25 protein-coding genes are annotated in these 25,776 nt (G+C 51.8%); 6 read left to right on the forward strand and 19 right to left on the reverse strand.

All coding sequences use genetic code 11. The features are described 5' to 3' along the window. Position 1 precedes the first annotated feature (1 nt). Entirely contained in the window at positions 2 to 652 is a 651-nt protein-coding gene (locus ACFSOY_RS08445) for a hypothetical protein (protein WP_386045628.1), read from the forward strand. Between the two features lie 222 nt (positions 653 to 874). On the opposite strand, the gene ACFSOY_RS08450 is transcribed toward ACFSOY_RS08445, so the two are convergent. From ACFSOY_RS08450 to ACFSOY_RS08480, 7 genes are all read right to left on the reverse strand, one after another. Further along, entirely contained in the window at positions 875 to 1,591 is a 717-nt protein-coding gene (locus tag ACFSOY_RS08450) for a YjjG family noncanonical pyrimidine nucleotidase (protein ID WP_386045630.1), read from the reverse strand. Between the two features lie 20 nt (positions 1,592 to 1,611). Then, positions 1,612 to 2,079, reverse strand: coding sequence for a DMT family transporter (locus ACFSOY_RS08455; protein WP_386045631.1), 468 nt, complete (start codon positions 2,077 to 2,079; stop codon positions 1,612 to 1,614). Between the two features lie 81 nt (positions 2,080 to 2,160). Continuing rightward, positions 2,161 to 2,853, reverse strand: a complete 693-nt coding sequence (locus tag ACFSOY_RS08460; RefSeq protein ID WP_386045633.1) for a Crp/Fnr family transcriptional regulator — start codon at positions 2,851 to 2,853, stop codon at positions 2,161 to 2,163. A gap of 55 nt (positions 2,854 to 2,908) precedes the next feature. Beyond that, a complete protein-coding gene (locus ACFSOY_RS08465) occupies positions 2,909 to 3,334 on the reverse strand; it encodes a DMT family transporter (RefSeq protein WP_386045635.1) in 426 nt (141 codons plus the stop codon). 215 nt (positions 3,335 to 3,549) lie between these two features. Next, positions 3,550 to 4,803 (reverse strand): MFS transporter, encoded by a 1,254-nt coding sequence (locus tag ACFSOY_RS08470; protein WP_386045637.1) that lies wholly within the window; start codon positions 4,801 to 4,803, stop codon positions 3,550 to 3,552. Positions 4,804 to 4,920: 117 nt separating this feature from the next. Next, on the reverse strand, positions 4,921 to 5,043 hold the full coding sequence (locus ACFSOY_RS08475) for a hypothetical protein (protein WP_386045639.1): 123 nt from the start codon (positions 5,041 to 5,043) through the stop codon (positions 4,921 to 4,923). 106 nt (positions 5,044 to 5,149) lie between these two features. Next, the gene (locus ACFSOY_RS08480; protein ID WP_386045641.1) at positions 5,150 to 6,277 is read right to left on the reverse strand and encodes a GNAT family N-acetyltransferase; all 1,128 of its coding nucleotides are present in this window, start codon (positions 6,275 to 6,277) and stop codon (positions 5,150 to 5,152) included. Positions 6,278 to 6,921: 644 nt separating this feature from the next. Here ACFSOY_RS08480 and ACFSOY_RS08485 point away from each other — a divergent pair. Continuing rightward, entirely contained in the window at positions 6,922 to 8,664 is a 1,743-nt protein-coding gene (locus ACFSOY_RS08485; protein WP_386045643.1) for a SulP family inorganic anion transporter, read from the forward strand. Between the two features lie 135 nt (positions 8,665 to 8,799). Continuing rightward, complete coding sequence (locus tag ACFSOY_RS08490; RefSeq protein WP_386045645.1) at positions 8,800 to 9,129, forward strand: ArsR/SmtB family transcription factor; 330 nt, start codon at positions 8,800 to 8,802, stop codon at positions 9,127 to 9,129. A gap of 519 nt (positions 9,130 to 9,648) precedes the next feature. Here ACFSOY_RS08490 and ACFSOY_RS08495 read toward each other — a convergent pair. Next, on the reverse strand, positions 9,649 to 10,221 hold the full coding sequence (locus ACFSOY_RS08495) for a peroxiredoxin family protein (protein WP_386045646.1): 573 nt from the start codon (positions 10,219 to 10,221) through the stop codon (positions 9,649 to 9,651). Between the two features lie 203 nt (positions 10,222 to 10,424). On the opposite strand from ACFSOY_RS08495, the gene ACFSOY_RS08500 reads away from it, so the two are divergent. Genes ACFSOY_RS08500 through ACFSOY_RS08510 form a run of 3 tightly spaced genes read left to right on the forward strand, consistent with a single transcriptional unit; the run spans position 10,425 to position 13,295 of the window. Continuing rightward, on the forward strand, positions 10,425 to 12,191 hold the full coding sequence (locus ACFSOY_RS08500; protein ID WP_386045648.1) for an ABC transporter ATP-binding protein: 1,767 nt from the start codon (positions 10,425 to 10,427) through the stop codon (positions 12,189 to 12,191). Further along, complete coding sequence (locus ACFSOY_RS08505) at positions 12,188 to 12,727, forward strand: MauE/DoxX family redox-associated membrane protein (RefSeq protein ID WP_386045650.1); 540 nt, start codon at positions 12,188 to 12,190, stop codon at positions 12,725 to 12,727. Before ACFSOY_RS08500 ends, ACFSOY_RS08505 begins: the two co-directional genes overlap by 4 nt. A gap of 16 nt (positions 12,728 to 12,743) precedes the next feature. After that, positions 12,744 to 13,295, forward strand: a complete 552-nt coding sequence (locus tag ACFSOY_RS08510; protein ID WP_386045652.1) for a redoxin domain-containing protein — start codon at positions 12,744 to 12,746, stop codon at positions 13,293 to 13,295. A gap of 97 nt (positions 13,296 to 13,392) precedes the next feature. Here the strand turns inward: ACFSOY_RS08510 and ACFSOY_RS08515 are convergent, their stop codons facing one another. The 11 genes from ACFSOY_RS08515 to ACFSOY_RS08565 form a co-directional block, all read right to left on the reverse strand. Next, entirely contained in the window at positions 13,393 to 14,013 is a 621-nt protein-coding gene (locus tag ACFSOY_RS08515) for a hypothetical protein (RefSeq protein WP_386045653.1), read from the reverse strand. Positions 14,014 to 14,018: 5 nt separating this feature from the next. Next, positions 14,019 to 14,615 (reverse strand): TlpA family protein disulfide reductase, encoded by a 597-nt coding sequence (locus ACFSOY_RS08520; protein ID WP_386045655.1) that lies wholly within the window; start codon positions 14,613 to 14,615, stop codon positions 14,019 to 14,021. 1 nt (position 14,616) lies between these two features. Continuing rightward, complete coding sequence (locus ACFSOY_RS08525; RefSeq protein ID WP_386045657.1) at positions 14,617 to 15,270, reverse strand: GerMN domain-containing protein; 654 nt, start codon at positions 15,268 to 15,270, stop codon at positions 14,617 to 14,619. 24 nt (positions 15,271 to 15,294) lie between these two features. Further along, entirely contained in the window at positions 15,295 to 16,005 is a 711-nt protein-coding gene (locus ACFSOY_RS08530) for a cytochrome c biogenesis CcdA family protein (RefSeq protein WP_386045659.1), read from the reverse strand. Positions 16,006 to 16,043: 38 nt separating this feature from the next. Beyond that, positions 16,044 to 16,361 (reverse strand): hypothetical protein, encoded by a 318-nt coding sequence (locus ACFSOY_RS08535; RefSeq protein ID WP_386045661.1) that lies wholly within the window; start codon positions 16,359 to 16,361, stop codon positions 16,044 to 16,046. Then, positions 16,358 to 17,764, reverse strand: coding sequence for a sensor histidine kinase (locus ACFSOY_RS08540; protein ID WP_386045663.1), 1,407 nt, complete (start codon positions 17,762 to 17,764; stop codon positions 16,358 to 16,360). The genes ACFSOY_RS08535 and ACFSOY_RS08540 overlap by 4 nt, the downstream gene beginning before the upstream one ends. Before the next feature lies 1 nt (position 17,765). Continuing rightward, positions 17,766 to 18,434: a response regulator transcription factor gene (locus tag ACFSOY_RS08545; protein ID WP_386045665.1), complete on the reverse strand. Its 669-nt coding sequence runs from the start codon at positions 18,432 to 18,434 to the stop codon at positions 17,766 to 17,768. Between the two features lie 646 nt (positions 18,435 to 19,080). Beyond that, the gene (locus ACFSOY_RS08550; protein ID WP_386045667.1) at positions 19,081 to 19,893 is read right to left on the reverse strand and encodes an alpha/beta fold hydrolase; all 813 of its coding nucleotides are present in this window, start codon (positions 19,891 to 19,893) and stop codon (positions 19,081 to 19,083) included. Positions 19,894 to 19,917: 24 nt separating this feature from the next. After that, on the reverse strand, positions 19,918 to 21,351 hold the full coding sequence (locus ACFSOY_RS08555) for a condensation domain-containing protein (RefSeq protein WP_386045669.1): 1,434 nt from the start codon (positions 21,349 to 21,351) through the stop codon (positions 19,918 to 19,920). Further along, positions 21,348 to 24,716, reverse strand: a complete 3,369-nt coding sequence (locus ACFSOY_RS08560; RefSeq protein ID WP_386045671.1) for a non-ribosomal peptide synthetase — start codon at positions 24,714 to 24,716, stop codon at positions 21,348 to 21,350. Before ACFSOY_RS08560 ends, ACFSOY_RS08555 begins: the two co-directional genes overlap by 4 nt. 19 nt (positions 24,717 to 24,735) lie before the next feature. Continuing rightward, entirely contained in the window at positions 24,736 to 25,758 is a 1,023-nt protein-coding gene (locus ACFSOY_RS08565) for a MupA/Atu3671 family FMN-dependent luciferase-like monooxygenase (protein ID WP_386045673.1), read from the reverse strand. Between the last annotated feature and the right edge of the window lie 18 nt (positions 25,759 to 25,776).

A 25,776-nucleotide genomic window follows, 5' to 3' on the forward strand; every position in this document is an offset into this window, starting at 1 on the left:
TTTGGATTTTATCCTAGATCATAAGTGGGTATTTTTTGTGCTCGCAGAGGTCATCTTTTGGATCTCGATCTTGACCTTTTTTACACTGCGTTACTGGTTCAAGCTGAACAAGCTCAGCCTGGTCTTCATCGCCCTTTTCCTCCTCAACGACCTGTGGATTGCGGCGCTCGGGTTCATGGACTACACCAGGACGGGAGAGATTTCAAGCTACCAAGTGGTCATTCTGATCGCGATCGTCTACGCTTTCACCTATGGCAAATCTGACTTCCGAAAACTCGATGCATTCATCCAGAAGAAGGTGGCAAAGTTCAAGGGCGAATCGATCCCCGCATTCGAGCAACCTCGCGAGCTTTACGGCTATGCGTACGCCATAAAAGAATGGAAACAGTTCCTCGGGCATCTGTTGATCTACGCGCTCGCCCATGTCGCGATGCTGCTGATGTTCGGCTCCTCACAACAGATGGCAGACATCGATTCGTTGAACACCCTCTTCACCATGTGGTTTGCGGAGAATCAAGCGCTGTTTCCTTTCGACCATCCAGATGCGAACAACATCAGCCGAATCTGGAGCATCGTGCTGGCGATCGATGCGGTGATCACCCTGTCCTACACGATCTTTCCGAAAGCGGAGAAGAAAAAGATCGCCGCATAGAACCTCAAGATTATGAAACAGCAGGCCGATCGAGCAAAAAAACGCTGAGTCCTCAGACCCAGCGTTTTTCTGCTTCTTTATTTTGAAGATCCGCCCGTTCAACCATTTCCCCGATGCGCATTTCGATGCAAACCGCCCTCTCGCTCGTTCGAGAGCTTTTCGATAGGGAAGCAGGTATTCGAACTTCTCAAATAGCGTGCTACTTCTCGATTCACCAGGGACTCATAAACGAACAGCTTCTGCCCTGCTTTCAACACGCAGAATTCGATACAGCTGATCAAGCGTTTGGATTTCATATGTTGGAACAATTCCGCTGTCATTCGCTTTCCGATCCGGATTGAACCAGCATGTATCCAGTCCTGCAAGCTGTCCACCTTTTATATCCGCACTCAACGAGTCGCCGATGATCAAACTCCGCTCCACAGAGAGCGCGGGAATCTGTGCGAAGACATAGTCGAAAAACTCCTTCATCGGCTTTTGAAAGCCTGTGTCCTCCGAAACAAAAATGCTTTTGAACAGCGGGTGAAGCCCCGAATTGCGCAAGCGTTTCGCCTGCGTCTTGGACACGCCGTTCGTCACAATGTAGAGGTCATACCGATCCTGCAGGTCGGTGATCAGTTCGAAGGCGCCCTCCACCAGCTGATGCCCTTCTTCCAAATAGCTCCGATACTTCTTTTCCAGTGCGGTACCATCCACCTCTTGCCCGTATTCCTTAAACAAACGAGCGAAGCGCGTATTCACCACCTCGTCTCGATCTAATTCCCCAGCTTCAAAAGACTTCCAAAGCCCGCGGTTGATCCTTTTATAATCAGCCTCGATTTCGGCTGTTAACGCGATCTTTTGCTCCTCGAACAGCAGGCGCAGGGCTGCAGTTTCTGCTGCACCAAAATCTAAGAGCGTATCATCCACATCGAAAAACAGCGCCTTGTAGTTTTTCATCCCGACCCCTCCTATCCTTTCTACATCAGCTTAGACGACTGCTGGCGCTCACGTCTACCGCCCGCTTTAAAAACGACAATGCCTCCGATGATCACCAACACACCGATCAACTGCTGAAAACGAAAAGGAACCTGCTCCAGACCGAGCCAGCCTAGCAAGTCCCAGAAGAGAGCAAATCCGAGCTGTGCAGTCAAAACGATCGAGATGGCATACGTGGGCCCGAGCCGCTTGATCCCCTGCATGAGACAGGTGACCACGCCCACTCCGATCACCCCGCTGAACCAGTACCAGAGCTTCATCTTTTGCAGGTCGAATAAATGTTTCCCCTCAAAGAGCAGGCCGATCAGCAGCGACGCCACACATCCCAGCCCTAAAACGAATGCGGTTGCGGCCCACGATCCTACGCGCTGGTTCACCTTGCTGTTGAAAATCGTCTGCATACTGACCAGCGAACCTGCGAGCAACGCCAAGAACAGTCCCTGCATCATCGCCAGCATCCCCCCATTCGCCGCTTCTCGGTCTGATGCGCTACCTGTGCGCCTGCTTACCTGTTTCCTGAATCAATCTCTCTATTTGTACAGATGGTCGCTTGCCAGCGCGCGCAAACCTTCCCTGTCTTTGACCAGAAGTTCCCCTTTGGCGCGCTCGATCAGCCCTTCTGTGCAGAACTGTTGGATCACCCGATTGAGATGCCGATAGCTGGTTCCGATCAAGTTTGCCGCATCGGTGAGACTGACCGCGTCGATCGGTCCATCCGTGTCAGATTCATCAGCGGAGGCGGACAGCAGATAGCTCGCCAGCCGCACTTCGACCGGATACATCAGGTTGAAGCTCAAAGAGTTGGACTTGATGCAAAACTTTCTCGTGATGATGTCCAACAGAAACTGCAACAGTGGCGCATGATCGCTTCCATGCTTTTTCAACCAATGATGGTGTACCCCGATCATCTGGACAGACGATACCGCCTCGACCGTGTTCAAATACTCAATCCCCCGCACGTACTCAATATCCCCGATCAGCTCAAGCGGTGATTTAAACGAGAGAATCAGCGTTTTGCCTTCTGCCGAAGTGTTGTAGATTTTTATCTTCCCCTTCACCAGCACGTACAGATAGTGTGGGGTTGCCCCTTGCGAACAGATCAGCTCCCCTTGTTCAAAACCGTACAGCGACAAATGTGGCAGCAAAGCCTCGCCAAAGATCGGTTCCAACTGATGAGCATGCAAATACTGATCGAGCCGTTCACGATCTTCCATCTCTTTCATCGCGCAATCTCACCTCCAGCCGTTCACCTGTCACTCATTTTCACTCGTCTAGCTATCAAAACTTTAGGATCACCACACCTGCGATCATCATTCCGATGCCGATGAACTGCGGCCATCCCATCTGCTGCTTCAACGTGCCAAACCACCCATTGCTCTCGACCAAAAAGGTCAGGCTTAGCTGAGCGATCAAGAGAATGGAGATCGTGAGCGTCACACCGATCTGCTGGATCGCCGTAACGTTGCTGAAAATGATGATCGCCCCGAAAGCACCGCCCGTCAGATAGAGCGGTTTCACTCGCTTAAAACTTTCCCAGCTTCCATCGCGGACAAACAGCAAGATCAGCAAGGCGATCACGCATCCGATAAACTGCGTGATCGTCGCCGTTTGCCAAGTGCCGATGTCTTGGCTGATCCGCGCATTCGCCACCCCTTGCAGCGTGATCAGAGCACCGCCTAGAAACGCAAAGATCGCCCCTCTCATGTTTCGCTCCCCTCGTCGATTTCTCTTACTCATTAAAGAGCAGATCCTGGCATCTTGGGTAGGACATATGTCCTCAGGGAGCTGAAAGACGGGGCTTCGTCGCTTAGATCGACCGACAAGGCAATGACTGTGCAACCGATCGGCTAGAAAGAAAGTCTGCAAGGAAAAAAGGGAGTCTATCGAGTAGGCAACCCGACTCAACAGACTCCGCACCGTCAATATTTTTCGCTTCGCTCACCTTTCTGCTTTTGACCGTGCAGTTGGCGGAAAGGACGAACTAGCTTCTCCATCGCAGCTTGGGAAAGGACGAGCAACGGGAGCAAGCTGATGATGACCGCTCCAAAGAATGCTGCTTCAACCCCCATCCTCGCCGTCAGCGCTCCGAGCAGCGAGGTGGACAGCCCCCGGCTGAAAAACTCGATCATCCGCATCGTGCTCCCGATGCGCCCGAGCATCTCATTGGGCGTCAGATCTTGCATCGACACCGTGTAGGCGATGGAGAAAAAGATCTGCCCCATCCCTGTGATGACCAGCGCGACGGGCACGATCCAAAACACAGGGATCAACAGCAGCATGATGCTGCCCGTCGTGACGATCAGCCCGCAACGCATCAGCGTTCCTCTGTCCACATGCTTCAGGCGCGGTGTGATCAAAGAACAGAGCAAAGCTCCGACCGCACTCAAAGTCAAATATCCGGAGATCGTCTCATCGGACAGGTCATAGCTATTTTTCAAATAAAAGATCATCACCGTCGTGATTCCACCGATCGACAAGCTGTGAAACAGACTTCCTGCCAACATGCGAACCATCTGCTTGTGCGAATAGAGGAACTGTAGCCCCGCGCGCAGGTCGACCGCAATCTGGCGCACCGTCCGCACCCCACCCAAGCTTTCATGGGGAATGCGCGTCCAATACAGCGCGAGGAGCGGGCCGAAGTAGGTACAGGCATTGATCCAAAGAATGGTGCTGTAATCGGTGAACGCGAGCAAAAGCCCGGCCAAGGCGGGGCCGAGGATCATCGACAGTCTGAACATCGCGTTCAGCCCGGAGTTCGCCTCCATTTTTCGCTCGCCGAACATCAAGGGCACGACCGCAAAATTGGCGGAGCGCACAAACTCGTGCGCGGTGGAAATGAAAGCGCCGAGCACATACAGCATCCAGATTTCCAAGTGACCGCTGGAATTTAACAAGGCGATGCTAATGCTGCAAATCGATTGAAAGATCAGGGCGGCGATCAGCACGACCCGTCTGCTCAAACGGTCTACCAACGGCCCGGCGAGAAACAGCCCGATCAGCGACCGCGGCACCGTCTCGCAGATCGCCATGATCGACATCGCGCCAACCGATCCGGTCAGCGCAAACACCATCAGCGGCAAGGCGACAAAGTAGATGCCGTTTCCCGTATTGTTGACAAATCCGCCGAGCGCGTGCATCACATATCTGCGATCTCGCCAGATGGAGGCCTGCATCCGCTTCCCCACCCCTCCGATTATGTTATTTCGATTATAAGCGTTGGAGGTGGAATAATAAACCATTTCTTGATCCTAGAAGAGCGTGAGCAGGCGGCAATTAACCAGCTCGGGAGATTAGAATCGCACTCCGAGCGGATACATCTGAGCGATCGCGCCCCAAGTGGAGACGATGCCGAAAGCCGTCCCCCCTGCTACTCCGCCCTCGACTTCGATTCTGCTCATGATAAAAAGAGACATCGGCGTAGCATGTCTCTTGTGCTGGTTCTATACGATTCACACCTCGTTACGGGCAGATCAAGGCGCTCGGTTTCAGCAGTGAGATGATTTTCTGCTTTCTTGCTCGTCAGCTCAGTCCCCGCTCAAACTCTTCCAGCCAGACGCGTCCCTGCTCGGTGTTGCGGAGGTTGGCAAGATCCAGATCATAGCGAAGATCGGAGACATCCTTCCAGCCGAGTTCCACCGCCCGTTTCACATGTTCCAGCGCTTGTTCCGTCTGCCCGACCAACGAGTACCCACAAGCGAGCAGAAAATGATGCCAACCGTTCAAATTGCCCAAAGCGAGCGCCTGCTCCAACAAGCGATGCGCTTCTGCTATGTCACCGAAGTAACGAAAACGGTGATACGCAGTGAACACGAGGTTGTCCTGTTCGTTGTAGACAAACACATACGCGTAGTAAGAGCGGCGGTTCGTAAACCCGACTTTCTCCGCCAGCTTGATCGACGGCAACCGAAAATCCTCCGTTTTCCAATGCGGTGTCCTGCCTTGAAGCAGACATTCGTCGAGGAGCGCCTGCACAGCCAACCTCGCATAGCCTTTACCCCGATCGGCGCGACTGTATGTGCTGATCCCGACTTCAACATCTGTCTCCGCCGCAAAAGCGGTCAGACAGCTGCACACCACCTCACCGCCTGTGCGCACCGCATAGCCAATTCCTTTTTCGACAAACAGCTCCGGCGATTGCCAAAAGTCGTTGATGTTGTTCAGTACCTCTCCGAACGACTCGTCTGCCAACATTTCCAACGTGATGCGCTCCACGCTGACCCCGTCTGGGATCGGCAGGTGAGGCATCTTGTAGAACAGCTCTTGGTCAAACGCAAACGTCACCCGCTCGTATCGCTTGGGCAGAAACGCTTGCAGACATCGCTCGACGACCGGCTGCCATTTTTCCTCCGGCATCAGTTCGACCTGAAAGAACGCATCGCCGATGCGCTCCGCCTCCGGTGCGATCACGTCTTTGATCAAGGAAGAAAGCGATGAGACAAAACTCTCCTGCGGTTCCCCGATCAGATAAAAGATTTCTTGCTCCGCCCAGACCAATGCACAGGCGGGTCGATGCAGGTCGTCGACGAAGATACGCCCTTTGTTGTGCCCTGCGAGAATGCCGTTGAGAATCGGGTGTCTGCTATTTTCTTTGAATAGTGGGCGGATTCTTTCAAGCGATGTTGCTTCTGCGGTCAATTGGTGGATCATTTTGCTGCCACCCCTCCTTGTATGTATCAGATGCGCAATGTAACCTGCGCGAGTAACGCTGGAGTGCTGCGTGATCTTACGCCTCTTATGCCTCTTATGCCTCTTATGCCTCTTATGCCTCTTATGCCACTTATGCCACTTATGCCTCTTATGCCTCTTATGCCTCTTATGCCTCTTATGCCTCTTATGCCTCTTATGCCTCTTATGCCTCTTATGCCTCTTATGCCTCTTATGCCTCTTAGCCTCTTAGCCTCTTTCGCCTTTTACGCCTCTTATACCCTTTTGGCGACTTGCCAGCCAAAGAAACTGATCTTCCATCATCTCGTTTTGACGAAGCCGATCCGTGTGAAGATTTTTGAAGTCCAAAACTTTTAGATCATGCAGACCAGAAGTGAAACTACTTTTATTTGCCGTCAGCCGTTCGTTCCAAGTTTCGAATCGCGCCACTTACTGATTCCTTTCTTACACGCTCAAGCCCTGCACATCAAGGAGCAAACTTTCGATCTGACACGATCCCCTGTCCATTCTCATCATGAGAAACGCCCTACTCATCCGTTTTTGTGGAATTGACAGTGCGTTCATAACAGGAGTATTGTATTCGTATATTCAAATAATCAAATATTCATAAGAAGAAGGGTCGCAAAATGAGCGGGACAGGACGATTTATCGGTTATCAGGCGAAATCATTCCAAAAAGATTGCCTTTCAGGTCTAGTCGTAGGGATCATTGCCATTCCATTAGGGATGGCATTTGCAATTGCGTCCGGTGTGAAACCAGAATACGGCATCTACACCACGATCATCGCTGGGATCTTGATTTCCCTGTTTGGCGGCTCCAGATTTCAGATTGGCGGACCCACCGGTGCCTTTATTCCGATCTTGTTTGGGATCGTCATGCAGTATGGATATGAAAACTTGCTGCTTGCCGGATTATTGGCAGGAATCATGCTCATCTTGATGGGAATTTTTAAGCTAGGGGCTCTGATTAAATTCATTCCTCGACCGGTAACCATCGGATTTACCGCCGGGATCGCAGTGATCATCTTTTCTGGACAGATCGGCAATTTCTTCGGGCTTCGCGATCTTCCCAAACATGAGGATTTCTTTTCTAATATGAAGGAGATTGGGTTGCATCTTGCTACAACCAATCTTTATAGTGTAATCACAGCTTGTGTTTGCTTGGCCATTCTGTTGATCCTTCCACGAGTTTGGCCGAAAGTGCCCGCATCGCTGGTCGGACTTGTCATTTCAAGCATCGTCGCCACCTTCCTGTTCGAAGGCCAAGTGGCCACCATCGGCTCCACGTTCGGCACGATCCCCAGCACTTTGCCGACCTTTCACGTTCCTGAAATCACGTGGGAACGAATCCAGCAATTGCTTCCTGCTGCCTTTGTCATCGCGATGCTTGGCGGCATCGAATCGCTCTTATCGGCGGTCGTTGCCGACGGGATGACAGGCAGTCGACACAACAGCAATCGGGAATTGATCGGGCAAGGGATCGCCAATCTCATCACGCCCCTATTTGGCGGGATACCAGCAACCGGTGCGATCGCTCGAACGGCGACGAATATTAAAAGTGGCGCTGTGTCTCCCCTATCAGGTATTATCCACGGGCTTGTCGTCTTGCTCGTGTTGGTGCTGTTTGCTCCCTATGCCTCGCATATCCCGTTGGCCAGCATGGCACCCATCTTGATGGTTGTCGCCTGGAACATGAGCGAACGCAAAGAATTTGCTCATCTGCTCAAAACAAAGACGACCGATTCTGTCGTGCTGTTGATCACGTTTCTGCTTACCGTATTTACGAACCTGACAACTGCGGTAGAAATCGGTTTGATTCTCGCTTTGATCTTCTTCGTCAAGCGAATGAGCGACCTTTTGACAGTAGCCAAAGTGCTTCCAGATCCTTCAGTTAAGCATGCGAAGGTCAGACCACATATGGTCACCGAGCACCACGATTGTCCGCAAGTAAGCATCTTCACCGTTGAAGGGGCTCTATTTTTCGGCGCAGCATCCACGTTCGAACAGTCGATCATGAACACGATTCAACATCGCCGTGCAAAAATCTTGATCCTCCGAATGGGCAAAGTTCCTTTTCTGGATACCACAGGTGAATCCAACTTGGCGAGCGTGGTCAAAGATTTTAAAAAACATGGCGGGATCGTGCTGATCTCCGGCCTTCAAGCCCAGCCCAAGGAGGTACTCCAACATACTGGGCTGGATGAATACATCGGGCAACAACATTTCTTTGCACACACAGGAGAAGCGATCGATTTCGCACTTACGCAATTGGAACAGAATCGGTGTATCGGCTGCCAACATCATGCCTTTCGTGAATGTGCCGATCTGTCAGATCCTGAACAAGTAAAGAGCCGATCCCAATGCGTGTAGCATATTGATCGCAAGCGATAGCAGAAGTGCCTTTTCGATGAATTTCATCGCCGCACTCGCTTCACTCTCTTCCCAGATGAGCTGCGTTTTCTAGCAGCCTGCGCTGTTTTCATTACAAGAATGGGGGATTTTTCGTTGAACCTTGAATTGCAACAATTCAAAGCAGACTTTTTTAAAGCATTGGGGCATCCTTTGCGAATTCGAATTTTAGAATTGCTGTCTGAGGGAGACAAAAACGTCAACGAGTTGCAGACGTTAAGCGGAAGCGAAGGTTCTGCAGTTTCTCAGCAACTCGCCATTTTGCGGAACAAAAACATCGTGTACGGGACGAAGGATGGGAATCGAGTCACCTATTCGCTTCGCGATCCGATGATCATCGAGCTCTTGGCGGTCGCTCGCCAGATTTTTAACAATCATTTGATCGATACGATCTCCATGTTCGATCGATTGAGTGAGACTGAATGAACGGGAAAGGCTAGCCTCCTAAGCGGGGTCTAGCCTAATTATTGGTCGAGATACGTCCTTTACTCTACAGTCGCTTGCACGCGCGCCCATGTGCAGCGATCACTTCGGGCGCTGTTTCTTGCATTTTCCTGCCGCTTGAGCGTAAAATTGAATCAACTATCTAACAGTTCACAAGAAGCCCTTGGTTGATGCTGGATGTGCGATAGTTCGAAGTGCAGGCTGCCGGGCTGGGTAGCCTGCACAGTTTTTTTATGGCTTGATTAGCAACCGCAGTTGCAGAATTGTGCGGAGCCGCACGTAGCCTGACCGTTCGAGTCGAGCCAGATGCCCCAAGTTGCTTTTGCGGACATGCCGTTTGCTGGAGTTATACAGGAGTTGTTGGTACCACACCATTTGTAAAAGGTTGCATTGCAACTTGCCTCTGGAGATACAGAACCTGTGATCTTGGACATGAAGTTTTTCATCTTTCATACTCCTCTCGGTTTTTGGAATTTTGCCCCTTGCAAACTGTTAGATAGTTCATCCTACTTTGCCGCTTCGCTGCACAGCCTCTTGCATTCTCATCATTGCGACTTGAATCACCCAGCCGGTCACTGGCGTGATGATGTCGATGTTTCCCATTCGATTCACATAAACAAAGCTTGGATATGCCGGGATTTGATACGCATCGAAAATCTCCTGCTCCCCCAGAAGAACTGTCACCTTCCTCTCGTACAGCAGTTCAATCTCTCTCGCCAAGTTCGCATCATCTCCTCGCAGAATCACGTATTTCTCCAAGCTCGAAAGATGAGCGGAGCTCTCCAAGAACATTTCCAAATGAGAATCGCAATGAGGACACATTTTGTCGATGAAAACCAATACCACGCCATCCTTGATAACGTCGCGTAACGCGTACGCCTTCTGTCTGGCATCCGCGAGCACAAAGTCGGGCGCCGGCTGTCCTTGCATACCCCCACCGCTCAAAGCTTCATGGCCGCCAGTATTCTGGACGGCGCTCGCGCTCTCCTTGACACGCTGTCTTAACCAGACATACAAGAGGCAGGTTGTGAAGAGCAGAGCACCAACCATTATCCATATCAGTAAATTAAACAAATACATAACCTCCATATATTTAAAACTTGCAATTTACCATTCATAAATAGTATGATATTGTAAATTTCGAAGAATGTCAAATATAGAAAACTTTGTAATTACATTTCGAACAAGGAGGGAAGATTTTGTTTCACTTACATGAAGTCTTGTCCTCGATCTTGTATTCAATGTCGCTTGTATGGCGCGTTCATAAGTGGCGTTTGATGCTTTCACTCACCTTTCGGGTCCTGCTCGGGATCTTGCCACTGACCAGCATCTGGCTTACGAACTTGTTGGTGAATGAAGTAGTGTCCGTGATTCAGAATCAGACCGACATCCGATTTGCTCTGTATCTTCTTTTGGGACAATTAGTGCTCTTCGGAGTCGGTTACCTAATTGGGCAAGTGGCTAAGATCAACGATCAACATCTGGACAACTTGGTGAACTTCTATATGACGCACACTCTTTTAAAAAAAGTGGATCGACTGCCCTACCTCACCTTCGAGAACCCGATTTTCTATGACAAGTACCAGCGAGTGAGCAATAGTTCTTCAAATGTTATGTCCATCGTGCAGGAAGTACTGTCGCTGGGAAGCAGTCTGATCACCATCTTCTCCCTGATCGGCTATCTGTTCAGCATCCATTGGAGCTTCATCGTGCTCCTGCTGATTACAACCATTCCGATTCTGATGATCGATGTGAAATTCGGAGGGATGCGCTACCAACTTCTTCGCTTCCTAACCCCGATGGGTCGCCGAGAATCGTACGTATCCAACCTTCTGAACAACAAATTCACGTTCAAAGAGGTTCGGTTGTACGGATTGGCCCCTTTCCTGATCGGAGAATGGGCGAAGTTGTTCCGGATCAACGCGAGTGAGCAGATGAACCTGATGAAACGAGAGGTCCGTTGGTCCTCAATCGGTGAGGTTCTCCTGCTGATCGCTTACAGTGCATCCGGGGTGATCACTTTGCTGCTTGGTATGCAGGGACGCATCCGCGTCGGAGATTTCATCGCCGTCTTGCAGGCGATGGAGAATGTGCAGAAAGGGTTGAGCAATAGTACGAGCACGATCTCGCGCCTTTACGAGAAAAGCCTCAACATTCAGGACCTTAAAGAGTTCCTCCAAGCGGAAGAACAGGTGGTGGGGAAACAAGAGGCTCAGGTGCAACGCATCGACTCAATCGTGGTCGACCAGCTCTGCTTTCGCTACCCGAATCAAGAGCATGCAGTCATCCAGGACATCGATCTGCACATTACAGCAGGAAAAAAGATTGCCATCGTCGGAGAGAACGGTTCGGGCAAAACAACTTTAATCAAATGTCTCACCGGTTTGTACAATACCGAACCGCAGATGATTCAGGTGAATGGCGAACCGTTGCAAGTTGTCGACCGTCGTTCCTATCAAGATCGAATCGCTGTGCTGTTCCAAGATTATGCCAAATACGAGTTCTCAGCCCGCTACAACATCGGATTTGGGCGCGTAGAGGACGTGGACAATTTGGTCGGCATCCAGCATGCTGCCGCCCAGACAAACATCCATGACTATCTCGATTCCCTCGATGAAAAATACGAATCTTTGCTTGGCCGTTCGTTTGACGGCGGTAACGAACTGTCGCTCGGTCAATGGCAAAAAGTAGCGCTGGCCCGCACTGTGTTCCGAAACAGCGATCTGATCATCTTGGATGAACCTACAGCCGCACTCGACCCTCGATCAGAAGTGGAGATCATCGACAACCTGTTCCGTCTGGCAACCAACCAATCGATTCTCTTCATCACGCACCGACTGGGTGCAGCTTCGCTTGCCGATGAAGTCGTGGTCATGAAGAACGGGCGGATCGTCGAACAGGGTACTCACGCCCAATTGCTCACGCTCGATGGTGAGTATGCAAAACTCTACAACTCGCAAGCGAAGTGGTATAACAATCCCCAAGAAACAGCGCAAGAACAAGAATCAGATCATTACGAACAAGAGGAGGAAGTGCTGACATGAATGTTCTTCTCAATTATCTGAGCATGCTCTTCGCCTGTCTGTTCCTGTCCACCGCAGTGGACAAGTTGCGCAACTGGAAGCATCACCTCCAAACCATGAAAGCATACGACATCCTGCCTCACCCGCTCGTCGCCCCCTTTCACGTGATGTTCGTGTGTAGCGAGCTCATCGTCAGTCTGACTCTCTTTCTAAAGGGGCCAACTTGGTACAATCAGTTCCTTTCCATCGCCCTGTTTGTGACCTATACCGCTGCGATCGCGGTCAATCTGTATCGCGGGCACCGCAACATCGACTGCGGGTGCGGCGGTTTTTTGAACAGCGAAGACCTGCATGTCGGCTTGATCGTCCGCAACGTGATCCTGATGCTAGGTTCAGGCGCACTGCTTTTTTTCCTCGACGTGACGATCGACCTGTCTTGGATGGAGCGGATCGCAACATTCCTGCTCGCAATCGCCTCCTTGATGCTGTTCATGCTGTCCCGTGAGGCAAACAAGATCAAGGAAAAGCTACATCGACTGCAAACCAAACTCTTCTAAAGGAGGTCTCTCACTCATGACAACCACCTATCAAGCGCTCGTAGTGGCGATCCTCGTGCTCGTCATCCTGCAATTCGGATTGATCTTCTTGCTCGCACGATACATCGGAAACTTTATGAACAAGATCCGCGGGTTCCGCGGGATCGAATTTGGGACGCTGGAGGTCGGTGACAAAGCACCGACGTTCCGCAAGCATGACTACCAGGAACGCCCTGTCGTGCTCTCCCAACTCGTCGCAGAAAAAAAGACCGTGCTGATGTTCGTGAATACCGATTGCCCGACCTGCAAGAGCATCTTACCCCAACTCGGCAGCATCCTTTCGACCTACGACTTGCATCTCATCATGATCAACAAGGACAACCAGAGCAACGACGAAGCAATTACCTCCCTGCTGCCGGAAAGCGTTCTCTACCTGCGCTCTCCGCAAATCGTCGAAGCCTATGAGATCTCGAAAGTTCCGTTTGGTGTGCTGATCAATCAACAGGGGATTATCGAACAGCATTCTGTTCTGAGCGACATCAACGTCCTCCGCAATATGCTGCTCCAAGAAAAGCGACTGGCTTCCTAATCCCTTTGAGAAATGTGAAACGCAAAAAGCCCGCTTCTTGGCAGAAGGCAGGGCTTTTTGCGGATCAAGCGTTTTGAAATGAGACCAGCACTACTCATTATGTATTTTGAAAGCCAAACCAAGAGATCAGTAGCTCTGCGGATGACCACAAAACGAGTGCAGCAGCTATCTTATTTTCTGACCGCCCTGTAAAGCGGGACAACCACCACGCTGAGATCCCCCAGCCGATCGCTCGATACAAGTTCAGCGGATGGTAGAACACCCCATCAAAGGATGCTCCCCAAGGCATATTTGTAACACCACCGACGTCGGCAATCAACAGCGAATACAGCACAACCGTAAGTGAAAACGGCAAGATCCAGGTCTCCCACCAGCGCCACGAGAAGAGTCCCGCCTTATAAACGCGCCAGATGAAATAGATCACACTTCCTGTCATCGCGATCCACAGCGCATAGGAGGGGCCAATCGAAAACAGGAGCGTGCGCGGATTGTTCCATATATCTTGCCAATCGAAACCAACCGTGATCAAGCGGTATAGCAAAAATCCCAAGAAAGAGGCCTCAATCAACCACCCCCTCTGTTTTTCTCCGTCAAACGAGCGAGCTCTCAGGCCTCTTTTCACAAGTGCGATTCCCAAAAGGAAACAGATCATCAGCGCAACCCATTTCGCGGACAGGGCAGCAGGGCCGATGCGAATCAAGTCAGGTAAGAGCGCCATTCCACTTACCTCCTTGCTAATTTGCTAAACATTTCTTCCATCGCCTTTTCGCTAAGTTGCCCCTCAATGCGATGGACAACCACACCGTTCTCATCGATCGTAAAGGAAGTGGGGATGGAAAAGGTACGATATTGAGTCGATACATTGCCCTTGTGATCCATCAGAGTAGGATAGCCGATTTGATAGTCCTCTACGAACTTCTGGGCGTTCTCGACAGAATCGTTTGACGTCAGATTGACACCGTAGAACTCGATTTTCCCCTTATACTTTTCGCTCATTTTCACCAGATCGGGCATCTCCGCTTTACAGGGTGGACACCAAGACGCCCAGAAGTTGAGAAACACCTTTTTCCCCCTTAGCGTTGACAACTGCACCTCGTTTCCCGACAGATCGGTCAGGGTAAAATCGGGTGCAAGATATGTAGGAAATGGCTTGACGGGTCGGTTTGCAGCCGAATTCACTTCAACAGACTTGATTGATTGCGCCCCCGCCACATCGGACGCGCCAACCTCCTGATTTCCTGACTGCTTGGACCACAGGGTCACTCCGATCACCAAAGCAAGGCACGCCAACACTCCCCCCCACTTGATCACACGATTCATCCTATTGCACCTCCTCTTTTGCACCCTCGATGATCAACTCAATTTCGGCTACTTGAAAATGTGACAAGGTTGCTTGAAGCGCCTTATGCATCCGTTGTTCCGTCTCCACATCCACTTCATGAGTCGTTTGCAGAACTATCCGCCCCTTACCTGCAGGAAAATGCACGTGGAGCAGTTTGGTTCCCTGCGGAAACGGATTCTCATACCCGGATCGTTGTGCCTTGAGCATCAACTGTACCGCTGTGATCCGCGGTGCTCCGATACCTGTTTGGTTGTCATACTCGATCTGCACAGGAAGCAGTTCTTGATGCTGATACAGATAAATCGTATACGACTCCACCTTGGCTTGATTCTCTTCATATTGCTCACGCTGCACATTTCCATTTCCACTGTTTACCAGTTGTAGAGCCGCCTCCACCTGTTCCGTTTCTTGCATGCCTGTCAGACGGCAGATCTCCTGTCCGTTCCCATCGAGAAACAGCACCGTCGGGTTTTGCTTGATTCTGTATCGGTTGGTCTCCTCTACATCGATCTCCACATATTTGGTCACCAGCGCCACCTCAGGATGGTTGGCCACAACTTCTCGTAACACAGTTCCAATATTTCGCCCTGTAGGGCAGGCCGTCACCGTAAATAGCAGGATGAGCTTCACCATCACAGATACCTCCACGTTTCGACTCTAAAATCCGACAAACCCACCAAACAACCCGATCAACCAAGCTGTCAATTTGCTGATCCAATTGGTGACCAAGAGCAGCCCCATCACGACCATCATCCAGCCGCCGATCTTGGAGATCAGCTCCGAATACCGCATGATCCAACGCACTGATCCCAGCGTATAGGCCAGCATCAAAAACGGTAGTGCAAACCCCAACGTATACGCCAACATCAAAGCGAGTCCGTTCGCAGGCTCTGTCGATGCGAGCACCAACACAGATGCTAAGATCGGCCCCACACACGGCGTCCACCCTGCAGCAAAACTGACGCCCACCAGCATCGAACCGAAATACCCCGCCGGCTTCGATCTCAGATTCCACTTTTTCTGCTTGTACAAAAAATCGGCTTTGATCACTCCTGCTAAAAAGAGCCCCATCACGATCACCAGCACACCGCCGACGATCCGCACCTCATTTTTGTAGATGGCAAACAGAGATCCGAGCAGACTCGCAGACATGCCGAGCGCCACGAAAATAATTGAAAAACCAAGCACGAAAAACAAAGAGTGTTTCAAGGCACGCATCCTTACCATCCGTTTCTCCGCCTGCATCGCATCAAAGGAAACACCTGTGATGTATGAGAGGTACGACGGATACAACGGTAAACAACAAGGCGAAACAAATGACAACAAACCTGCAAGAAACGCCATAAAAAAAGTAGGGGTTGCTTCCATCGGCTTGCTCCTCTCCGCTGAAGTACCCCTACTGTATCTCAAAGATTTGTGATTTTTTTGTGGTTGTCGGCCGACAATTCATGACCGCATCGGTAACAAAGACTCCATTCTTGCAGCCGCACTGCATGACAGCGGGGACAATGCGATTTGCGTGCCGATGCTTTGTAGAAGCCGCGAATGGCAATCCCACCGATCACCAACACGCCCGCCACCAGCAACAAAATTCGAAACAACGGCGATACCCAACAGAAGAATCCAAACAGCGCAAACCCCCAAGGGCCGTTCGCCGACACCGCCAAGCAGGAAGCCCCTCCGAGAATCAGCATCATCGAAAGAACCCAGATCCATCTATTCATCGTGGGAGCCCCCCTTTCTGTGAATCATCCATACGCGGCAACACAAAAGAGACGGTAGTTCCGACTCCCAACTCGCTGGTCACTTGAACTTGACCGTGATGTGCCTCGACGATCCTTTTCACGATCGAGAGACCGATACCCGTTCCGCCCAGCGTTCGGTTCCGCGACTTATCTCCTCTGTAAAAACGTTCCCAGATGTACGGAAGGTCTTCTGCCGGAATCCCTGGTCCATTGTCAACGACAGACACGAGCACCTGTGAGGCAGAATCGCGTGTTTGAATGACGACGCGACCTCCCTCCTGGGTGTAGTGAATCGCATTTTGAATCAAATTGATGAGCAGTTGCTCCATCCGCGCCTGATCTGCCAAGACGAGTGGCAAAGCAATCGATCCCTCATAGGAGAGATCAACCCTCTTCGCTTCGGCAAAAGGTGTCAACCTGTGCACCATCTCTTCAATCACGTGCCCCATATCGAGGGGGATCGGTTCCAGCCGAAACTGGGATTCTTCAAACTTCGCGACCTCCAGCAGATCGTCGAGCATTCGCCCCAGTCGGCCGACCTCCTCTCGGATGATGTTCGCATACGTTTGTCTGTCTGCTTCTGATTGGGCCAAGCCTTCTGACAGAATCTGTGCGTAACCTTGAATATAGCTGAGTGGCGTCCGCAGATCATGTGAAACATTGCTCAGAAATTCCGCTCTCGTCGCTTCCACCTGATCCAAATGAGAAGCCAATCGGTTCAGCGTGTTGCCAAGGCTCGCCAGCTCATCTCGCCCACCGGCCTTCACCCGCTCGGTAAAATCTCCTCGCATCAACTTGGTTGCCATCCGCTCCATACGAATCAACGGTTGTGCCATGCGGTCCGCAACGATCAGAGAGCCGCCTCCTGCGAGCAACAAAGCTCCGAAGACTGCGAGCAACAGAACTTGGTTCATTTTCTGAATGAGTCTGTCTCCTGTTGTAGCTGGTTCAATCAAATACAATGCCATGTCAGTCGGGGAGCCTACTGGAACACCCGTCACAAGCACTGGTTCATTGAGCTGGGGATCGATTGCCTTCACCGTCACTGCCGTTCCCGCGAAGATTTTCTCCGTTTCTGGCAGCCATCCCATCTCGAGATCATCCGAGGAAGATCCGCCTCGAAACAGGACCCGCCCCTCCTGACCAATCGCTATCAGTTGACGCTCTGGTGGCAAGTCCAATGCTGAAAGCCTAGAGAAATCCCCGCCTGCCCCAGCCATGTCCGCATAGTGATAAACATCCAGCTCCAGTTCCTCCAGGCGCTGTGATGTAAAGATCGTTTGGAATAGATGGCTTACCGTCATCGCTAATGACAAGATCACAACAGCCAGCAAAACCAAGAGGATCAGCAGAATCTTCCCCCGCACTTTACGCCTCTTCATCTCATCCCTTGCTCCCAGCCCGATACCCAACTCCCCATACTGTCAGGATGGGATTGTAAGCCAGGCCTGCCTTTTTGCACTTGTCTCGGATGTTTTTCACATGCGTATCGACCACACGTACATCTCCTTCAAAATCATATCCCCAGATTGAAACGAGCAGCTCCTCACGCGTATACACGCGTTCCGACCGTCGACAGAGAAGTTCTAGAATTTCAAACTCCTTTGGCGTCAGGGGCACAGGATTTCCCATGACCAAGAGACTATGTGACGCCTTCATCAACTGGAGATCTGGCACAAGTTGACCCGGTTGCACCGAACTCTCAGCTCGACGGGTCAGCGTGCGAATCCGCGCCACCAATTCGCGCAAATCGAATGGCTTGACCAGATAATCGTCGATTCCCAGATCAAACCCGCGCAGTTTGTCCTCTGTCTGCGCTTTTGAAGAAAGGACCAATACTGGAGTGCTTTTGGAATAGTGTTCAAGAAACTTGAATCCATCCATCACCGGCATCATCAAATCTAAAATGATCACATCGAATGTTTGGAGTCGCAATACTTCGACCGCTTGCTGACCGTTTTCTGCTTCGGTGACAACCATATCGTTTGCGTTTAGATAGACACGAATCATGTTTCTCATTTGGGATTCATCCTCGATAAGCAACACTTGCACACCAATCCCTCCTTTCGTGAAGCAAAAGAATTATACAGGAAAAGATTGTGGTTTTTATGTAGGAGGGATACCTCAGAACAAAGATCAGATCGCGACCTGTAGGATCAGTCTTGTACTCGTAGCACTCTTGGTGATTGAGCAGGTGACAAACCTCGAATGCGTTGGTTGCATCCTCCACAGATACAAGACCAAGACATTGCCCAGATCGCAAGCTACTTTAGCCTTCCGAAATCATTGGATCATGTTCCCTCACTTGCCGCCTGCACATACATCTGTCATTCACTTTTGATGGTTTTGTCTGTCTGGTTCGACATGATAATGGCGGACGCCTTTTCCAACTGACCGTATCCTCACAACCCCGTATGAAGTCGGATAAGGTTTTTCTCTTTTGGCTGATTGATCATCATAACAAAGAACCCTCAAAAGTAGCTTTCGGAACACTCAAGGTGCTTTCCTTCCTCTACTTTGAGGGTCTCTATTAACTAAAACCATGACGAGGCTGATAGTAAGTTGGTCGAGATCAAAGCCCCTGCCGTTTTCATCCTTCAGGAATTCTGCAACTGCGCGAACTTTTTTGGCTGAACGATTATTGCGACCTGCATTCAATAGCGAATTGGATGATTTCCCTAATCCACTACGAAATTTTTTACAGCCTTTTGTTAAGCTGTTGTGCGAAGGCACTCAATTCGCAGTTGAATCGTTCGGCGTCCTCCCAAAACGGGCTGTGACCGCAATTCGGAAACAGCGAGAGTTCTGCACCGGCAAACCGCATTTGCCCACGCAGAGCAGTCTCTTGCAGAGACAGACGGTCATTGAGGCCATGCAGGATCATGATCGGCTTGGTTACCTGTAGACCATCCACATCCAAAGCCGGACGATCCAGCAACTGACGCCGTACTCGTGGCGGAACAATTGCGTTAAACCCAAGAAAATAAACATGATCCTCTCGGCTCATCGCTTGATGCGTCAGCGCCCTGACCAGTGCATCTGTCCCGCTAATAAAAGCTTCCGCAGCCTCTTCAAACAATCGGGGCTCCAAACTCTCCCACGTCTCATCCACAACATCCGCACCGGGTACCGACCCGACAAAACACAGTCCGGCAATGTTCTGATCCCCGACGACGGACAGATAATCGCCGATAACCCGCGTCCCGTACGACCATCCGACCAGCAACGGACGCTTCACCTGAAGAGCCTCCATCACTAAGCGCAGGTCATCAGCCCAGATCTGCGATGGCCCATATGCGTCATCCGGCTTGTCCGACTGACCGTGCCCACGAAGATCATACGCAATCAGCCGATACTGCCGCTGCAGGTCGGATGACTCCAACTGCTTGCGCCACGCCAGCCAGCTCTGGGCCAAACCGTGGATGAAAACAATTGCCTGCCCGTCCGGATTCCCAGTCTCCACCACATGCAGTTCCGTTCCACCGCTGCCTATCACTCGACACTGTTTCATCTGGACACACCCTATCTTCGTGAACTAAAGAGATCGTAGCACCTCTTCGAAGAGTGCGGCAAATCGCTGTGCGGCCGACTCGTCCAGGACCTCGCGATTGTACTCTACGAGACCTGCGATTCCACTCGCCCTCTCGCTCAACACGAGGCTCAGGTTGACTTTGGCAGCCCCCGGCGTACTATAAAATTCTTGAACAGGAAGCACCTGCGTCACATTTTTTCTGCGCACCACCGACAGCTCCAAACCGACGAACGATTCGTTGCTGGCCGGCGCATTTTGTAGCACGAACAGATAAGGATAAAGTGGTGGCTCACCGCTTGGCAGATCATCTGCCAGATCGGCCAGCAGATCATCGATCGGCAAGTCCTGGCGGGCAAACGCCTGGGCTGTCAGTAGGCGAACCTTCTGCAACATCTCGCCTGATACTTTCATCTCTGCTTGAATGCGCATCGGAGCGATATTTACGAACATGCCGATCAGTCTTTCGAACTCCTTATGGGTGCGGCCAGCCACTGGCGTTCCGATCACCACCTCTGGCTGATCGGTCAAACGGGTCAACGCTACGACATAGGCGCTCAACAGAGTCATATAGATCGTGGAATGCTGCTCTTGGCTGTATTTTCGGATCCGCTCCGTCAGGCCTGAGTCTAGCGCAATTTCCAAACTGCTTCTGGAATAGCCATAGACTGGCTGTCCAAGGGACGGGACATCTCGAAACGTTTGTTTCCACTCTTCGAGTACCTTGGTGCGATGACCGCTCTTCCGCCATTTCTCTTGCCACGCCGCATAGTCTGCAAACTGGAGGACAAGCGGAGGAAGCGGCGAGGGTTGTCCGGCGGTGAAGGCCCTGTAGAGCTGGGCCAATTCCTCCAATAACACCCCGATCGACCACCCGTCAAAGACGATGTGGTGCAAGGTCAAATACCAGATGTGCTCCTGCTCATCTACAGAGACAACCTTCACGCGGAACAGAGAGTCCGCTCCGAGGTCGAACGGCTGGAGAGCCTCTTGCTCCGCCCACTCCAAAATGCATTGCTCCTGCTCGTCGGGCGGCAACTCTTGAACATCTTCCCACCGCACTTCAAACCTCGACTTTGCCGCCGATCGGATCAATTGGTGCAAACGGCCGTCTTCCTCCCGGAAGACGGTACGTAGCACCTCGTGACGCTCGACCAACTCATGCATGCTTTTGACAAACGCCGCGCGATCCAGTTTCCCCCTCAAGCGCAATGCGAACGACACGTTGGCAACCGGGTCGTTCCAGTTTTGTTGACACAGGCGGAACACTCGCTCTTGAGCTGCTGTCGCCGGTTCGATCACTCGGCGGACCGCTCGCGGCATCACCTGGATCGGGACGGGACCCGCCGCTTCGCCTTTGGCTTTCATCAAGCGCTCCAGCAAGGCACGTTTGGTGTCTGATAACGTGGCGAGCCGTGCATCCAGTTCGGTTCCACTCATGCGTTTGCCTCCTCAATCTGTTGAAGGTACGCAACTGCCTCTTCCTCAGACATCGATTCGAGCTCATCTAACGAATCCAACAGACGGAATCGTTCCGCCTCTTGGTTTTCTTTGCTATTGAGCACCAGATTTGCCAGATTTGCGACGGTCGCCGATTGGATGAAATCGACGAGGCTCAGTTCGACTTGGAACATCGTGCGGACGCGGGAGACGACTTGAATCGCCTGCAGGGAGTTGCCGCCAAGGTCAAAGAAGTTGTCTTTTAAGCCTACCCGATCCACGCCGAGCATCTGTGCAAAGATCTGGTCGGCGATCTGTTGCTCCGTCTCGTTGGTCGGCTCCATGTAGTCGTCGCTGATAACGATCTGGGACTCATCGGGCACTGGCAGTCGCTTCCGATCCACTTTGCCGTTGTTGGTCAGCGGCACATGATCGATCTCCAGTACCACACTCGGTACCATATAGGTCGGCAGTTGGCTACCAACGAACTCGCGCAGGGATTTGATATCCAATACCGCACCGCTGTTCAACACAACGTAGGCAATCAGGCGACGACCTCGTTCTTGATCATCGTGCGGCTCAATGACCGCCTGCTTCACATCCGGGTGCTCGCTGAGGACAGTTTCGATCTCGCCCAACTCCACACGGAAACCGCGAATCTTAATCTGGCGATCAACACGTCCGAGGATCTCCAACTTGCCGTCTGGCATCCAACGCGCGAGGTCGCCCGTCTTATAGAGACGGGTGTATTGCGGGTCGGTCGAGAACGGATTGGCTACAAAGCTCTGCTCGGTGAGATCTGGATGATTGAGATACCCGCGAGCAAGACCTGCACCCGACAGGCACAGTTCGCCCGGCGTGCCAATTGGAACTGGTTGCAGATGAGCATCTACAACATAAGCGCGATGGTTTGCCATTGGACGGCCGATCGGTGGCGTCGACTTCCACTCCCCTTTGCAATCATTTAAGATCACGGCGACCGTCGCCTCACTCGGCCCATACCCGTTGATAAAGCGGCGCACCTCGGTTGCCCAGACACCCACCAGATCTCCCGGTATCATCTCTCCCCCGACCGAAACTAGGCGCAGATGCGGCAGTGCAGCTTCGTCGAGCAACGGAAGCAAGGCAGGCGGCAATTCCGCAACTGTGACATTCGTGCCTTGCATCAGCACTGTGAGATTTTCAGGCGAGCGTCTGTCAAGCGCGCTGGCAACGACCAGAGGAATTCCGGCAGTTAGCGCGGTGAACACCTCAAATACAGACACATCAAAACTCAGCGAAGCAAATTGCAAGATGCGGTCTGCATCGGTGATCTCAAACTCCTCAATCGTCTGCAGGGTGAAGTTGACAGCTGAACGATGCTCCACCATGACCCCTTTAGGAGTTCCGGTGCTTCCTGAGGTGTAGATGACGTAGGCCAGATGCTCCGGTAGCACATCCGAAACCGGATCTGTTTCCGGCTGTTCTGCGAGCACTGCAGTTTGATCAAGTCGGATAGTCGCCAACTCAACAGGTTCGAGTGAAGAGATCAGGCCAGACTCGGTGATCAAGCAGACCGCTTGTGAGTCGTCAAGAATAAACCTCACCCGATCTTTCGGATAGCTCGGATCGATTGGCACATACGCACCCCCCGCCTTCAAAACGGCGAGGATCGCCACGATCATATCCTGCGATCGCTCTAGGAAGACCCCGACTCTGTCCTCTGCACACACATTTTTTTCAAGTAACAGATGAGCCAGGCGATTGGCCCGGCGATTCAACTCGCCATAGCTCAGCGTACAGCCCTCAAAAATGACTGCTTGCTGCTCGGCACGGTCTACAGCTTGCCGCTCGATCAGTTCGTGCAGGGTCGTCGCCGGGATCTCAGCCTCCCTCTCGCCACTCCAGGTTTCGGTCAACAAGCGGAAATCCTGCTCCGAGAGTGCCGACACTTGCGAAATCGGCAGTTCTGGACATTGTGCAACCGTTTTGAGTACCTGTGCATAACTCGTCAAGAAACGTTCGATGCTCTGTTGGCTATACAGCGAGGTATTGTACTCGCAGATCAAGGTCAGCCCTTCCCGCGACTCGTGTACAATCATGCTGATGTCAAAGCGTGAACCGCCGTCATGCACGAGTTGATGCTCCATGTTGAATCCGCTGAGCGACGAAGCGACTTCCCCACCCATTGCTTGCACGGTGAACTCGATTTGAAACAACGGATGGCGACTGGGATCGCGCGGCATGTTGACCGTCTCCACCACTTTTTCAAAAGGCAGGTCTTGGTGAGTAAATACCCCCAGTGCCGTCTCTCGCACTCGCTCCAGCACCTCCAAGAAATTCGGATCACCGGAGAGGTCGGTGCGCATCACGAGCATGTTGACGAAAAATCCGATCATCGCTTCCAACTCGCGAGTCGAGCGATTTTCGCTTGGCGTGCCGACCACGATGTCCTCACTGCCCGTGTAATGCTTCAACAGCACTTTAAACGCAGCCATCAAAGTCATGTACAACGTTGTTCCCTTTTTCTTGTCTAGCTCTTTGATCGCCTGCAACACCTCGGCCTCCACCTGATGATAGATTCGCTTGCCATCAAATGTCATCTGAGCAGGACGCGGGAAATCAGCCGGCAACTCTGTCACTTCCATGCCGCTCAACTTGTTTTTCCAGAATGTCTTTAGCTTCTTTAGCGTCTCGCCCTGCAGGTAGTCGCGTTGCCACAGCGCATAGTCGGCATACTGTAAGGTCAATTCTGGCAATGGCGACGGACTCCCTGCCGCAAACGCTCCGTACAGGTCCATCAACTCGCGAATGAACACCGCTGTGGAACCTGGGTCCCACAAGATGTGATGTGCCACCCAGAGCAGCACATAGTCATCCTCGCGAAGCTTGAGCAACGACGTCCGGAACAGCGGACCAATCTCAAACGAGAACGGACGCGCCGACTCCTCAACGGCGATCTGTTTGTACCGCTCTTCTCGCACCGCATCATCGAGCATGCTCAGGTCGTGTTCTGGGAACTCCCACTCCACCTCCGATCTGATCAACTGCATCGCCGTGCCGTTCTCGTTGGCAAAGACGGTACGCAACGATTCGTGGCGGCTCACCAACTCCTGAATCACAAGGCGCATGACGTTTTTGTCCAACCGATTGCGGAATCGGAACAAAAGAGCGACATTGTTGCGCGCCTTACCGTCGGTCGCCATCTGATCAATGAACCAGAGTTGCTCCTGCTGGCTGGAAGTCTGCACGAAGCTCCCGTACTCCCGTTTTTGCAATATCACTTTTTGTTTCGGCTCGCTCTCCACGCTTTGACGCAGTTGGTTCAACAGGTTGGATCGCTTGTCTTTTGATAAACGTTTCAGTCGGTTTGCCAAGTCGCTCATCTAGCAACACGCCTCCTTCTCAGTCTTGGTATTTCTTGCGCAATTCGTTCAACATCGGCAGGTTCGCCAAAATATCCTCTGTCCCAATCCCAAAGTCGATCAAACAAGCGATCTCATTGACACCGATCGATTGGAACCGTTCGACGATCTCTTCGCAGGTCTCCGGCGTACCGACCAGCCCGTTGGAGTCGAACAGGCGATCCACCGCGTGGGCGATCAACGACTCTTGCTCCTCGTCAGAAGAGCCGGCCGCTTCAAAATGTTTGGTTTGCAGATTCAAATTGTTGGTCAGATAATCGGTATACGCCTTCGTGACTTTCTCCCGCACAACGTCTTCCTCAGCACCGACGAACGTATGCATCATCAGCGTGATCTTGCCCGTCTCCGCGTCGAAGCCCACTCGTTGGCGTGCTCGTTGATAGAGTCGCACTTTGCGCGCGAGATCCTCGATGCGTTTACCCGTGAAGTTCGTCAGTACATTCATGCCCATTTCCCCTGCGGTGATGAACGATTCATCCGCCTGACAGGTGAGCCACATCTCCACTTTCGGTTGAATCGGAAGTGGGTACGTTTTGACTTCGATCGGCTCCCCTTGCCCATTATGTCGAATCACGCTCTCTCCGGCCCACAGTTGGTGGAACGTCTCGATGCCAGTTTGCAATGCAGCGTGACGATCAGCAAAATTCTCCTGTTTCAACACAAAGTCATTCACGTGCCAGCCTGACGCAAACGCGAGTTGCACTCGGCCGCCTGACAGGTTGTCTACGACCGCCCACTCTTCGGCTACTCGCAACGGATCCTGCAAGGGCATGACCACACTACCAGCGCGCAGTTTGATCCGGTCGGTGATCATTGCCAATGCCGCGCTGATCGTCGAGGGATTCGGGTACAGGCCGCCAAACGCATCAAAGTGCCGCTCCGGCGTCCAGATTCCAGTAAAGTCATGCTGATCCGCATATCTCGCCACTTCTTTAATCAATCGATATTTGTCCTCTTCAGAGGTCGTTCCGTTTGACGAAAAGAAAAATATGCTGAAATCCATCACGTGTCGCTCCCTTTC

The organism is Tumebacillus lipolyticus (genome assembly GCF_042682745.1).
Taxonomy (GTDB): Bacteria; Bacillota; Bacilli; order Tumebacillales; family Tumebacillaceae; genus Tumebacillus_A; species Tumebacillus_A lipolyticus.